Below are 14087 nucleotides of genomic sequence, written 5' to 3'. Positions count from 1 at the left end.
TTGATCGACGCGTACGAGGATCCGGGCACACCCGACATCCGTGGCGGCTGGCACTACCTGGGCTGGCTGGTGCTGCGCCAGCAGGTGCGGTCGCTGGTGGGCGCGCTGCTCGGCAGCACGTGGATGGTGCTGCTGGCCGCGCAGCCGTATCTGATGGCGCGGGCGGTGGACGACGGTCTGGTGCCGGGCCGGTCCGGGGTGCTGGCCGGGTGGGCCGGCGTGATGTTCGTGGTCGGCGGGCTGAACTCCTGGGTGAGCATCATGCGGCACCGCACCATGACCCGGGTGCGGATGGACGCCAACTTCCGCACGGTGAAGCTGGTCGTGGAGCACGCGGCCCGGCTGGGGGCGGCGCTGCCGCGCCGGGCCGGGGCCGGGGAGGTCGTCACCATCGGGGTCGGTGACGTGCAGACCATCGCGCAGGCGCTGACCGTGGTCGGGCCCGGGGTGGGCTCGCTGGTGGTCTACGTGGTGGTGGCCGGGGTGCTGCTGTCCATCTCGGCGCCGCTCGCCGCGGTGGTGCTGCTCGGGGTGCCGGTGATCGCGCTGCTCACCGGGCCGCTGACGCTGCGCCTCCAGGGCGCGGAGGGCGAGTACCGGGAGCGGCAGGGCGTGCTGGCGGCCCGTATCGGAGATCTGGCGGGCGGGCTGCGGGTCCTCAACGGTTTCGGTGGCAAGGGGCTGTTCGCGGACGCCTTCCGCCGGGACTCCCAGCGGCTGCGCGCCCAGGGGTACCGGGTGGGGGCGGTGGCCAGCTGGGTGCAGGCGCTGGGCATGGGCGTGCCCACGCTGTTCCTTGCGGTGGTGACCTGGCTGGCGGCGCGGCAGGCGGCCGGGGGCGGTATCAGCATCGGTGAGCTGGTGTCGGTGTACGGCTATGTCGCGGTGCTGATCGTGCCGGTGGCGTTCTTCATCGAGCTGACCTACCAGTTGAACCGGGGCGTGGTGGCGGCCCGCCGGGTGGTGGCGCTGCTGCGGCTGGAGCCGGAACCGGACGAGGGCGCGCTGCCCGCGCCGGACGGGCCTGCCGAGCTGCACGACCCGGCGTCCGGGGTGCGGGTGCCGGCCGGCCGGCTGGTCGCGCTGGCCGCCGCGCGTCCCGCCGAGGCGGCGGCCGTGGTGGACCGGCTCGGCCGGTACGGGACGACCGACGCCACCTGGGGCGGGGTGCGGCTGGACGCGGTGCCGCTGGCCGAGGTGCGCTCGCGCATCCTGGTCGCCGACAACGAGGCGGACCTGTTCGCCGGGCCGCTCAGGGAGATGGTGGCCGCCGCGGAGCCGGCCGGCGAGGCCGCGCTGCGCCGGGCGGTGTACGCGGCCGCCGCCGAGGACGTCGTGAGGGGGCTGCCGGACGGTCTGGACTCGGCCGTCGCCGGGCAGGGCCGCAGCCTCTCCGGCGGCCAGCGGCAGCGGATCCGGCTGGTGCGCGCGCTGCTGGCCGACCCCGAGGTGCTGCTCGCTGTGGAGCCGACCTCGGCGCTGGACGCGCACACGGAGGCCACGGTCGCCGAGCGGCTGCGGGCGGCGCGCGAGGGCCGTACGACGGTGGTGGCGAGCACCTCGCCGCTGGTGCTGGACCGCGCCGACACGGTGCTGTTCCTGGCCGACGGCAAGGTGGCGGCGAGCGGCCCGCACCGGCGGCTGCTGGCCGAGGAGCCGGGCTACCGGGCACTGGTGGCGCGCGACGTCGAGGACACCGAGAACCCCGAGAACACCGAGGAGGCCGTACGGTGACGGCGGGCGAGGGGCTGCTGCCGGTCGCGGACCGGGCCGGGGTACGGCGGGCGACCGTACGGCTGGTGCGGGCCGACGGCCGGGCGTTCGCCGCCACGCTGGTGCTCAACGCGCTGGCGGCCGCGGCGGGACTGGCCGGGCCGTGGCTGGTCGGGCGGATCATCGACGAGGTCCGGGCCGGGCACGGGGTCGACGCGGTGGACGGGCCGGCGCTGCTGATCCTGGTGTGCGCGCTCGCCCAGTTGCTGCTGGCGCGCTGGGCGCGGTACGTGGGGCACCGGTTCGGGGAGCGGACGCTGGCCCGGGTGCGCGAGGAGTACGTCGACCGGGTGCTGGCGCTGCCCGCGTCGACGGTGGAGCGGGCCGGCACCGGGGATCTGACCGCGCGCGGCACGGCCGATGTGGCGACGGTCGGCACGACCCTGCGGGACGTCGGCCCGGACCTGCTCGTCAGCAGCGTGCAGGCGCTGTTCGTGCTGGGCGCGGTGTTCGCCCTCGATCCACTGCTGGGCCTGTTCGGCGTGGCGTGCCTGACGCCCATCTGGCTGGCGCTGCGCTGGTATCTGCGCCGGGCCCGGGACGGTTACCTCGCCGAGGGCGCGGCCAACTCCGAAGTGGCCGAGATCGTGGCGTCGACGGCGGCCGGGGCCCGCACCATCGAGGCGTTCCGGCTGCGCGGACGGCGGGTCACCGCGAGCCGGGACGCGCTCGAGCGATCCCGCCGGACCCGCTTCCACACCCTTTACCTGCGGACCGTCTTCTTCCCGGCGGTCGAGGTGACGTACACCGTCCCCGTGGTGGGTGTGCTGCTGCTCGGCGGCTGGCTGCACCAGCGCGGGGCGGTGGGGGTCGGCGCCGTGGTGGCGGCTGCCCTGTATCTGCGGCAGTTCACGGAACCGCTGGACCAGATCCTGATGCGGGTGGAGCAACTGCAGAGCAGCGGCGCCTCGTTCGCGCGCGTGGAGGGTCTGGCGCGTGCCCCCCGGACGGATCCGGAAGGCGCCTGCCCGGTCCCGCAGGACGACCGGATCGACGTACGCGGGGTGCGGTACTCCTACGACCGCGGCGGGGAGGTGCTGCGCGGGGTGGACCTGACGGTGCGGCCGGGTGAGCGGCTGGCCGTGGTCGGCCCGTCGGGTGCGGGGAAGACGACCCTCAGCAGGCTCCTCGCGGGCATCGACACCCCCGGGGCGGGCTCGGTGACCGTCGGTGGGGTGCCGATCGCGTCCCTGGAACCGGAACTGCTGCGCCGCCAGGTCGTCCTGGTCACCCAGGAGCACCACGTGTTCCTCGGCACGGTCCGGGACAACCTGCTGATCGCCGAACCGGACGCCACGGACGACGCGCTGTGGGCGGCCCTGGCGGCGGTGGGCGCCGACGACTGGGTGCGTGCCCTGCCCGCCGCTCTCGACACCGTGCTCGGCCCGAACGGCCACTCCACCGACGGCTCCCAGGCCCAGCAACTGGCCCTGGCGCGCGTGGTGCTGGCCGACCCCCACACCCTGATTCTGGACGAGGCCACGGCCCTGCTCGATCCCGCCACCGCCCGCCACGCCGAACGCGCCCTCGCCGCGGTCCTCCAGTCCCGCACGGTCATCGCCATCGCCCACCGTCTCCACACCGCGCACGACGCGGACCGGGTGGCCGTGATGGAGGACGGCCGGCTCAGTGAACTGGGCACGCACGAGGACCTGGTGCGGGCGGACGGGGCGTACGCGTCCCTGTGGCGGACCTGGCACGGGGACGGCGCGGCGGGCTGATCCGGCGGCCGCGGGCCCGCGCACCGGTGCGTACGGCGCGGGCGGCCCATGCCCCGTCACGCGGCCAACGGTTCGTATACCGAACACGAATATCCGGACTACGTACGATTTCCGGCCAAGTTCGTGACGTGGTCCTGACAGGTCAGGTGATTCCCTGTCACTCTTCACAACGGCCGGCTCACAGCGAACGCACAGCTTCGCACGCACCGGATGAGCCTGCCGCGCACCTGCACGTGGTTCCGCGTAACGCCCTGTTCTGCCCGGACGTCCCAACCCACCGTCCGGTCTCCCCTGGCCGCGCGACCCGCGGTCATGCAGAAGGAGTCAGTGTTGAGCAGCACCTCTCGCAGACGCACCCCCCACACCGGGCACCACCGCACCGCCACCGTCGCCCTCGCCGGCGTCGCCGCCCTGATCGCCGCGGCCGTCCAGTCCGGCGCCGCGACCGCCGCGCCCGCCAAGCCGCAGGCCGGCAAGGTCAATCCGGCCCATGTGGCCCTGAAGCTCACGCCGTCGCAGCGCACCGAGCTGATCCGGCACGCCGACGCCCAGCGGGCTGCGACGGCCAGGGCGATCGGGCTGGGCGCCAAGGAGAAGCTGGTCGTCAAGGACGTCGTCAAGGACGCCGACGGCACCCTGCACACCCGCTACGAGCGGACCTACGCCGGTCTGCCGGTGCTCGGCGGCGACCTCGTCGTCGACACCGCCAGGTCCGGTGCCACGAGGTCGGTCGTCAAGGCCACCCGGGCCACACTGAAGATCGCGGACCTCACCCCGGCCGTGTCGAAGGCCGCGGCGGAGAAGCAGGCCGTCCAGCGGGCCAGGGCCCTCGGCGGCACCAGGTCGGCGGCGGACAGCGTGCGGAAGGTCGTCTGGGCCGGCTCCGGCAAGCCCGTCCTCGCCTACGAGACGGTCGTCGGCGGCCTCCAGGACGACGGCACCCCGAACCAGCTCCACGTCGTCACCGACGCGGCCACGGGCAAGAAGCTGTTCGAGTACCAGGGGATCAAGAACGGCATCGGCAACACCCAGTACAGCGGCCAGGTCACGCTGACCACGACCCAGTCGGGCTCGAACTACACGCTGACCGACGGGGCGCGCGGCGGCCACAAGACGTACAACCTGAACCACGGCAGCTCGGGCACCGGCACGCTGTTCTCCCAGACCAACGACACCTGGGGCAACGGCACCACGTCCAACGCCGCCACCGCGGGCGCGGACGCCCACTACGGCGCCGCGGTCACCTGGGACTTCTACAAGAGCACCTTCAACCGCAGCGGCATCAAGAACAACGGCGTCGGCGCCTACTCCCGTGTCCACTACGGCAACGCGTACGTGAACGCCTTCTGGGACGACAGCTGCTTCTGCATGACCTACGGCGACGGCTCCGGCAACGCCGACCCGCTGACCTCGCTCGACGTCGCCGGCCACGAGATGAGCCACGGCGTCACCTCCAACACCGCGAACCTCAACTACAGCGGTGAGTCCGGCGGCCTGAACGAGGCCACCTCCGACATCTTCGGCACCGGCGTGGAGTTCTTCGCGAACAACTCCTCCGACGTCGGCGACTACCTCATCGGCGAGAAGATCGACATCAACGGCGACGGCACCCCGCTGCGCTACATGGACAAGCCCAGCAAGGACGGCGCGTCCAAGGACAGCTGGTACTCGGGGATCGGCGGCGTCGACGTCCACTACTCGTCCGGCCCGGCCAACCACTTCTTCTACCTGCTGAGCGAGGGCAGCGGCGCCAAGGTCATCAACGGCGTCAGCTACAACTCGCCGACGGCGGACGGCCTTCCGGTCACCGGCATCGGCCGGGACAAGGCACTGCAGATCTGGTACCGGGCGCTGACCACCAAGTGGACCTCCACCACCAACTACGCGGGCGCGCGCACCGGCACGCTGGCGGCGGCCGGCGAGCTGTACGGCACCACCAGCGCCGAGTACAAGGCCGTTCAGGACGCCTGGGCGGGCGTGGCGGTCGGTTCACGCTCCGGCGGCGGCGGGGGCGGCGGCACCTCCTACGAGAACACCACTCCGGTGTCGATCCCGGACCGCGGGGCCGCCGTCACGTCGAGCATCACCGTCTCCGGCAGGACCGGAAACGCGCCGAGCGGCCTCCAGGTGAGTGTGGACATCACCCACACCTGGCGCGGCGACCTGCTGATCGATCTGGTCGGCCCCTCGGGCGCCTCGTACCGCCTGAAGAACTTCTCCTCCTCGGACTCGGCGGACAACGTCCAGGAGACGTACACGGTCAACGCTTCCTCCGAATCGGCCAACGGAACCTGGAAGTTGAAGGTGCAGGATCAGGCCACGTATGACACGGGCAAGATCAACAGCTGGAAGCTGACCTTCCCGTAAACCGCTCACGACGAGCCGGGAAACAGGGCGCCGTCCGGGGGTTCACCCCCTCGGGCGGCGCCCGTTTACATAACTGAAACGATTATCGGACAGTCGGTTTTGAGCCAACATCACTTCAGGGTCATGACATGTACGCACCCCTGGTGCCACTCTTCCCTCACCGCCGCAGCAGCACAGCAACTTCCCATCACCACCTCCGGACAGTGACCCCACTCTGACCGGACTCCCCCACGAGAAGGAGCTTCTGTGAGCCCCCTCTACGCGCGTCGCAAGCGCACCACTCTGGCCGTCGCCACCGCTGTCGCGGCCGGAGCCCTGCTTTCCACTGGTCTGACCACCAGTGCCAGCGCCCACTCCCCGGCCGAGGCCGCCGCCGCGAAGCCCCTCGCGGCGGCCCCGACCCAGCTCTCCGCCGCGGCGCGCACCACGCTGATCAAGCAGGCCCAGGCCGGCGCCGCCGGCACCGCGCAGGAGATAGGCCTCGGCGCCAAGGAGAAGCTGGTCGTCAAGGACGTCGTCAAGGACGCCGACGGCACCCTGCACACCCGCTACGAGCGCACCTACGGCGGACTGCCCGTCCTCGGCGGCGACCTCATCGTCCACACCGCCAAGTCCGGCAAGGCCGAGGGCGTCACCAAGGCCAACAAGTCGGCCGTGAAGGTGGCCTCGCTCAAGCCGCAGATCACCGCCGCCAAGGCGGAGAAGCAGGCCGTGGGCGCCGCCAGAACCCTGGGGTCCGCCAAGACCACGGCGGACGGGGCGCGCAAGGTGATCTGGGCCGGCTCCGGCAAGCCCGTCCTCGCCTACGAGACGGTGGTCGGCGGCCTCCAGGACGACGGCACCCCGAACCAGCTCCACGTCATCACCGACGCGGCCACGGGTAAGAAGCTCTACGAGTACCAGGGCATCGAGAACGCGACCGGCACCGGCAAGACCCTGTACTCCGGCACCGTCAGCCTCACCACCAACCTGTCGGGCTCGACGTACCAGCTGTACGACACGACGCGGGGCGGCCACAAGACGTACAACCTGGCCCGCAAGACCTCCGGCACCGGCACCCTGTTCACCGACGCCGACAACGTCTGGGGCACGGGCACGGCCTCCAGCTCCTCGACGGACCAGACGGCCGCCGCGGACGCCGCCTACGGCGCGCAGGAGACCTGGGACTTCTACAAGAGCACCTTCGGCCGCAACGGCATCAAGAACAACGGCGTCGGAGCCTACTCCCGCGTCCACTACAGCAGCGCCTACGTCAACGCGTTCTGGGACGACAGCTGCTTCTGCATGACCTACGGCGACGGCAGCGGCAACACCCACCCGCTGACCTCGCTCGACGTGGCGGGCCACGAGATGAGCCACGGCGTCACCTCCAACACCGCGGGCCTCAACTACAGCGGCGAGTCCGGCGGCCTGAACGAGGCCACCTCCGACATCTTCGGCACCGGCGTGGAGTTCTACGCCAACAACGCCTCCGACGTCGGCGACTACCTCATCGGCGAGAAGATCAACATCAACGGCGACGGCACCCCGCTGCGCTACATGGACAAGCCCAGCAAGGACGGCGGCTCCGCCGACTACTGGTCCTCCACCGTGGGCAACAAGGACGTGCACTACTCGTCCCGTGTCGCGAACCACTTCTTCTACCTGCTGTCCGAGGGCAGCGGCTCGAAGACGATCAACGGCGTGACCTACAACTCGCCCACCTACAGCGGCTCCACGGTGACCGGCATCGGCCGCGCCAAGGCGCTGCAGATCTGGTACAAGGCGCTCACCACGTACATGACGTCGACCACGAACTACAAGGCCGCCCGCACGGCGACCCTGAGCGCGGCGTCGGCCCTGTACGGCTCGGGCAGCACCGAGTACAACGCGGTGGCCGCGGCCTGGACGGCGGTCAACGTCAGCTAGTCGCAGCAGAGTCGGACGAGGGCGGTACCGGGGCGGTGGCCCCGGTACCGCCCTCTCCTTTTGCCCCGACTCCATGGCCGGAAGCCGACGTTCCCCGAGCTGGACGTCTCGGCGCCGCGCACCGGGCGCGGCTCGGAGGTTCGCACCTTCGGGCCGTGTCCGCACGTATTTCCGAGACCGTTACCGGACAGCCATTTTCCGGCCAACATCACTCGGGGGCATGACATGTACGCGCTCTCCACGTCAGGCTGTCCCCACCGCCGCGGCACCACAGCACCTTCACAGCACCACACTCCTGTCGGCCCCCACGCCGGCCGGAAGCCCCCCACGAACAAGGAGCTTCAGTGAGCCCCGTTCACGCGCGCCAAAAGCGCACCAAGCTGGTCATCGCCACCGCGGTGGCGGCCGGCGCCCTGATCACCACCGGTGTGGCCCTCAACGCCAACGCCGACACCCCCCACGGGTCCACCCCCGCCGGCTCCCTGCCGGCCGCCCCGGCCCAGCTCTCCGCCGGGGCCCGCACCACGCTGATCCAGCAGGCCCAGGCCGGCGCCGCCGGCACCGCGCGGGAGATGGACCTCGGCGCCAAGGAGAAGCTGGTCGTCAAGGACGTCGTCAAGGACGCCGACGGCACGGTGCACACCCGCTACGAGCGCACCTACGGCGGACTGCCCGTCCTCGGTGGCGACCTCATCGTCCACGCCAAGTCCGGCAGGACCGAGGGCGTCACCGAGAGCACCAAGGCCACCATCGCGGTCGGCTCGCTCACGCCGAAGATCGCCACCGGCAAGGCCGAGTCGCAGGCGCTGACCGCTGCCAAGGCGGCCGGTTCGCAGAAGACGGCCGCCGACACGGCACCGCGCAAGGTGATCTGGGCGGCCGACGGCAAGCCGGTCCTCGCCTACGAGACGGTCGTCGGCGGCCTCCAGGACGACGGCACGCCGAACGAGCTGCACGTCGTCACCGACGCCAACACCGGCAGGAAGCTGTTCGAGCACCAGGCCGTCGAGACGGGGTCCGGCAAGACCCGGTACTCGGGCACCGTGACGCTCGGCACGGCCAAGTCCGGTTCCAAGTACCAGCTCAAGGACACCTCGCGCGGCGGTCACCAGACGACCAACCTGGCCCGCAAGACCAGCGGCAAGGGCACGCTGTTCACCGACGCGGACGACGTGTGGGGAACCGGCACCGCCACCTCCTCGCCCACCGACCAGACGGCCGCCGCCGACGCGGCCTACGGCGCCCAGGTCACCTGGGACTTCTACAAGAACACCTTCGGGCGCAGCGGCATCAAGAACGACGGCAAGGCCGCGTACTCCCGCGTCCACTACGGCAGCAACTACGTCAACGCCTTCTGGGACGACAGCTGCTTCTGCATGACCTACGGCGACGGCGAGGGCGACACCCACCCGCTGACCGCGCTGGACGTGGCCGGCCACGAGATGAGCCACGGCGTCACCTCCAACACCGCCGGTCTCGAGTACAGCGGCGAGTCCGGCGGCCTGAACGAGGCCACCAGCGACATCTTCGGCACGGGCGTGGAGTTCTACGCCAAGAACGCCACCGACAAGGGCGACTACCTCATCGGTGAGAAGATCGACATCAACGGCGACGGCACTCCGCTGCGCTACATGGACAAGCCCAGCAAGGACGGCGGCTCCGCCGACTACTGGTCGGCCGGCGTCGGCGACAAGGACGTGCACCTGTCCTCGGGCGTCGCGAACCACTTCTTCTACCTGCTCTCCGAGGGCAGCGGCGCGAAGACGATCGACGGCGTGAAGTACGACTCGCCGACGTCCGACGGCTCCAAGGTCACCGGCATAGGCCGGGACAAGGCGCTGAAGGTCTGGTACAAGGCGCTCACCGAGTACATGACGTCGACCACCGACTACAAGGACGCCCGCAAGGCGACCCTGAGCGCGGCGTCGGCCCTGTACGGCGCCTCCAGCACCGAGTACAAGACGGTCGCGGCCGCCTGGACGGCCGTCAACGTCAAGTGACGACGGTCCGGTGAAGCTGGGCGGTACCCGGTCGGAGGTCGTCCCGGGTACCGCCCTACCCTTTTGACCCATGTCCCAGGCGCCCTTCACCTACGAGCCGGTCGGCGCGACGCGCGACGACCCGGCCTTCTGCCCGCCCGGTTTCCGCCCGATGCTCGTCCGCACCCGCCTCGGCGAGGGAACGGCGGTCTTCGGCCGGGCCGCCGAGGCGGTCCTCACCTGGGAGATGCACCGCGCCATGGGCGTCGGTATCGACGCCGGCGCCGACCGCGCCGCCCCCGGTGTGGACGTCACGGTCACCCTGGCCGGCCTCATCAAGGCACCCTGCCGTGTCGTCTGGACCACCGAGGAACCCCGGCGCGCGGGCTGGGCCTACGGCACCCTCGAAGGCCACCCCGAGTGTGGCGAGGAGGCCTTCGTGGTCGACCGTACGGGTGACGGCACGGTCTGGCTGACGGTCGCCGCCTTCAGTCGCCCCCAGAAGTGGTACGCCCGCGCCGGCGGCCCCGCCACCCGGGCCTTCCAGCACGCCTACGCCCGCCGCTGCGGCACCGTCCTGAAGCGACTGTGCGCCGAGTACGACGAGGCCTGAGCGACGCGCCGGCCACCCGGCCCGCGCGCCCTCAGCGCAGCAGCACCCCCGCTCCCTCCGCCGCGTCCTGCGAGGGCACCGTCACCAGGCCCAGTTCGGCCGCCGAGGTGAGGAGCCGGTGGGCCGGGAGGATGCGCACGGTGTAGCCGTAGGGGCCGGTGCGGTCCAGGGCGAGCGGTCCCTCGTAGAGGCGGCGGCCCTCCAGGTCGGGAGTGCCGGTCGGCTTCAGCGGCACCGCCGTGGCCTCGGTGATGCGGTCCTCCGCGTCCACCCGGCCCGAGACCGCCTGCACCTCCACGTCGTCCGGCTCCAGCTCGCCCAGCCCCACCCGCACCCGCAGCCCCACGGTCGCGCCCAGTTCCGCGGTGGCCGTGGGGGCCGTCGTCTCCACGTGGTCGACGCTCACCCCGGGCCAGGCGGCCCGCACCCTGGCCTTCCACGCGGCCAGTTCACGGGCCGTGTCCGGGGTCAGCGCCCGGTGCGACTGGGCGGCGGGGGCGTACAGCCGGTCGACGTACTCCCGGACCATGCGGCCCGCCAGCACCTTCGGGCCGAGCCGGCCGAGGGTGCGCCGGACCATCTCGATCCAGCGGTCGGGCAGCCCGCCCCGGCCGCGCTCGTAGAAGCGCGGGGTCACCCGCTGTTCCAGCAGGTCGTAGAGGGCGGCGGCCTCGATGTCGTCACGACGGTCGGGGTCGGTGCCGGCGCCGTCCGCGGTCGGGACGGCCCAGCCGAAGTCGGGCTGGAACCATTCGTCCCACCAGCCGTCCAGCACGGACAGGTTGAGGCAGCCGTTGAGCGCAGCCTTCATCCCGGAGGTGCCGCAGGCCTCCAGCGGGCGCAGGGGGTTGTTCAGCCAGACGTCGCAGCCCGGGTACAGCTTCTGCGCCATCGCCATGCCGTAGTCGGGCAGGAAGACGAGACGGTGGCGCACGCGCGGGTCGTCGGCGAACCGCACCAGCTCCTGCACCAGCCGCTTGCCGCCGTCGTCCGCCGGGTGCGCCTTGCCCGCGACGACGATCTGGATCGGCCGCTCCGGGTGCAGCAGCAGCTCCATCAGCCGGTCACGGTCGCGCAGCATGAGGGTCAGGCGCTTGTACGACGGGACGCGCCGGGCGAACCCGATGGTGAGCACGTCGGGGTCGAGGACGCCGTCGATCCAGCCCAGCTCCGCGTTCCCGGCGCCGCGCTGCCGCCAGGAGGCGCGCAGCCGCTCCCGTACCTCGAACACGAGCTGTTCGCGCAGGGTTCGGCGCAGCTCCCAGATGTCCTGGTCCGCGATGTCCGCCACCGAGTCCCAGCGCTCCGAGCCGCCGACGGTCAGCGCGTCCTCGGCCCGCTGGGAGCCGATCTGCCGGGCGCCGAGCCGGAGCACCTCGGGGGCTACCCAGGTCGGGGCGTGCACTCCGTTGGTCACCGAGGTGATCGGCACCTCCTCGGCGTCGAACCCCGGCCACAGGCCCGCGAACATCTCCCGGCTGACCTGCCCGTGCAGCAGGGACACCCCGTTGGCCCGCTGGGCCAGCCGGAGCCCCATGACGGCCATGTTGAACAGGTTCGGCTCGCCGCCCGGGTAGGTCTCCATGCCCAGGGCGAGGATCCGCTGCACGTCGATGCCCGGGAGTTCGGAGTCCGGGCCGAAGTGCCGGGCGACCAGCTCCCGGTCGAACCGGTCGATCCCGGCCGGGACCGGGGTGTGCGTGGTGAACACGGTGCCGCCCCGCACCGCCTCCAGAGCCGCGTCGAAATCGAGCCCCCGCTCGCACAGTTCGGCGATCCGCTCGAGGCCGAGGAAACCCGCGTGCCCCTCGTTGGTGTGGAACACCTCGGGCTCCGGGTGGCCGGTGAGCCGGCAGTAGGTGCGCACGGCCCGGACACCTCCTATGCCCAGCAGCATCTCCTGGAGCAGCCGGTGCTCGCTGCCGCCGCCGTACAACCGGTCGGTCACCCCGCGTTCGCCGAGGTCGTTCTCCTCCACGTCCGAGTCGAGCATCAGCAGCGGCACCCTGCCGACCTGCGCCAGCCAGATCCGCGCGTGCAGCGCCCTGCCCCCGGGCAGCGCGAGCGAGACCTGGGCCGGGGTGCCGTCGGCCTCCTTCAGCTGGGTGACGGGCAGCTCGTGCGGGTCGAGCACCGGGTAGTGCTCCTGCTGCCAGCCGTCCCGGGACAGGCTCTGGCGGAAGTAGCCGTGCCGGTACAGCAGCCCCACCCCGATCAGCGGCACCCCGAGGTCGCTGGCCGCCTTGAGGTGGTCGCCGGCGAGGATGCCGAGGCCGCCGGAGTACTGGGGCAGCGCCGCCGTGATGCCGAACTCCGGTGAGAAGTAGGCGACCGCGGCGGGCAGTCCGTCACCCTGGTGCTGGTACCAGCGGTCGCCGGTCAGATAGTCGCCGAGGTCGTCCACGACCGCGGTCAGCCGGCGCAGGAACCGCCGGTCGCCGGCCAGCTCGGCCAGCCGGGCCGGGCGTACTCCGCCCAGGAGGCGCACCGGGTCGCCCTTGGCCGCCGCCCACCGCTCGGGGTCGACGGACTGGAACAGGTCGCGCGTTTCCGCATGCCAGGACCAGCGCAGATTGCGCGCCAGGTCGCTCAGCGGCCGGAGGGGTTCGGGGAGAACGGGACGGACGGTGAACCGACGGATCGCCTTCACATCTCACCTCGGACGCGTTGCGTGGTGTGAGACGCACGGCGCTGTACGTCTCGTCGTCCCTGTCGACGGTAGTGGTTACCGGGGGGTCGGTGGGGACATACCGGGACGGGTGTCGGGCGCGCCGGGGTCACAGGGCGGGTGGTGCCGGGGGCGTGGAGCCGCGGTCGGCGGGCACCCGGAAAAGAGGGCCGGTCTTGAACGTAGACGTACGCGCGAGTAGTTAACAAAGTGCCGGATTGCCCACCCGATCCGGATGGGAAGGCTCCCCCGGTACGCCCCCACAGCAGCACCACCGCACGAACGCAGGACCCACCTCCCCATGTTCATCCGCCCACACCCACGTTGACGCGGACAGGAGCGGTCATGCCCGCCACGCACCACTCGTCAGCACCACCGACCAGCAGGACAGCCGGCAAGAAGGCCTCGGGCAGGAAGTCCGGGAAGCCCGCGGAGGACCTCCGCGATCCCGGCCCGCCCCGGCAGCGCCCCGCGGAGGCCGGGTCCACGGCCGTCGGACGCATCCCCGTCCTCGACGTGCGACCCGTGGTCCAGCACGGGCGCCGGCCCGCCAAGGCCGTGACCGGCGAGGCGTTCGAGGTGTCGGCCACCGTGTTCCGCGAGGGACACGACGCCGTCGCCGCGAACGTCGTGCTGCGCGACCCGGAGGGCCGGCCGGGCCCCTGGACCCCGATGCGCGAACTCGCCCCGGGCACCGACCGCTGGGGCGCCACCGTGACACCGGGCGAGCCCGGCCACTGGACCTACACGGTGGAGGCCTGGTCGGACCCGGTCGGCACCTGGCGGCACCACGCCCGGATCAAGATCCCGGCGGGCATCGACACCGACCTGGTCCTGGCCGAGGGCGCACAGCTGTACGAACGGGCGGCCGCCGGGGTGCCGGAGGAACGGCGCGAGACCGTCCTGGAGGCCGCCGCGTCCCTCCGGGACGAGGGCCGTCCGGCCGCCTGGCGGCTGGCGGCTGCGCTGTCTCCTGAGGTGGAGGGGGTGCTGTCCCGTTATCCGCTGCGGGAGTTGGTGACCGCGTCGGAGGCGATGCCGCTGCTGGTGGAGCGGGA

At 72.0% G+C, this 14087-nt stretch carries 8 protein-coding genes; 7 read left to right on the top strand and 1 reads right to left on the bottom strand.

Annotated elements, in window-relative coordinates; all coding sequences use genetic code 11:
• The 6 genes from ACZ6B1_RS25755 to ACZ6B1_RS25730 all read left to right on the top strand — a co-directional run bounded on the left by ACZ6B1_RS25755 (nt 1) and on the right by ACZ6B1_RS25730 (nt 10361).
• Nucleotides 1–1734 (top strand): ABC transporter transmembrane domain-containing protein, encoded by a 1734-nt coding sequence (locus tag ACZ6B1_RS25755; RefSeq protein WP_468782130.1) that lies wholly within the window; start codon nt 1–3, stop codon nt 1732–1734.
• Nucleotides 1731–3494 carry an ABC transporter ATP-binding protein gene (locus ACZ6B1_RS25750; protein ID WP_468782128.1) on the top strand — a complete coding sequence of 588 codons (1764 nt, stop codon included), beginning with the start codon at nt 1731–1733 and terminating at the stop codon, nt 3492–3494. The genes ACZ6B1_RS25755 and ACZ6B1_RS25750 overlap by 4 nt, the downstream gene beginning before the upstream one ends.
• 327 nt (nt 3495–3821) lie before the next feature.
• The gene (locus ACZ6B1_RS25745; protein ID WP_468782126.1) at nt 3822–5861 is read left to right on the top strand and encodes a M4 family metallopeptidase; all 2040 of its coding nucleotides are present in this window, start codon (nt 3822–3824) and stop codon (nt 5859–5861) included.
• Nucleotides 5862–6107: 246 nt separating this feature from the next.
• Nucleotides 6108–7769 carry a M4 family metallopeptidase gene (locus ACZ6B1_RS25740; protein WP_468782124.1) on the top strand — a complete coding sequence of 554 codons (1662 nt, stop codon included), beginning with the start codon at nt 6108–6110 and terminating at the stop codon, nt 7767–7769.
• A 344-nt stretch (nt 7770–8113) separates the two neighbouring features.
• Complete coding sequence (locus ACZ6B1_RS25735) at nt 8114–9769, top strand: M4 family metallopeptidase (RefSeq protein ID WP_468782122.1); 1656 nt, start codon at nt 8114–8116, stop codon at nt 9767–9769.
• A 70-nt stretch (nt 9770–9839) separates the two neighbouring features.
• Nucleotides 9840–10361, top strand: coding sequence for a DUF1990 domain-containing protein (locus ACZ6B1_RS25730; RefSeq protein WP_468782120.1), 522 nt, complete (start codon nt 9840–9842; stop codon nt 10359–10361).
• A gap of 31 nt (nt 10362–10392) precedes the next feature.
• On the opposite strand, the gene ACZ6B1_RS25725 is transcribed toward ACZ6B1_RS25730, so the two are convergent.
• Nucleotides 10393–13011, bottom strand: coding sequence for a glycosyltransferase family 1 protein (locus ACZ6B1_RS25725; protein WP_468782118.1), 2619 nt, complete (start codon nt 13009–13011; stop codon nt 10393–10395).
• A 363-nt stretch (nt 13012–13374) separates the two neighbouring features.
• On the opposite strand from ACZ6B1_RS25725, the gene ACZ6B1_RS25720 reads away from it, so the two are divergent.
• Nucleotides 13375–14087, top strand: a 713-nt coding sequence (locus ACZ6B1_RS25720) for a maltotransferase domain-containing protein (protein WP_468782116.1), incomplete at its 3' end; no start/stop codon positions are given.

This window comes from Streptomyces sp. NPDC041129, from assembly GCF_055592265.1.
Note: the sequence above shows the minus strand (reverse complement) of the source record. Positions and strands in the feature narration are given on the sequence as shown.

Excerpts from the sequence above, each read along its gene's own strand:
- ACZ6B1_RS25730 (WP_468782120.1), top strand. The coding sequence starts at position 9,840 with ATGTCCCAGGCGCCCTTCACCTACGAGCCGGTCGGCGCGACGCGCGAC.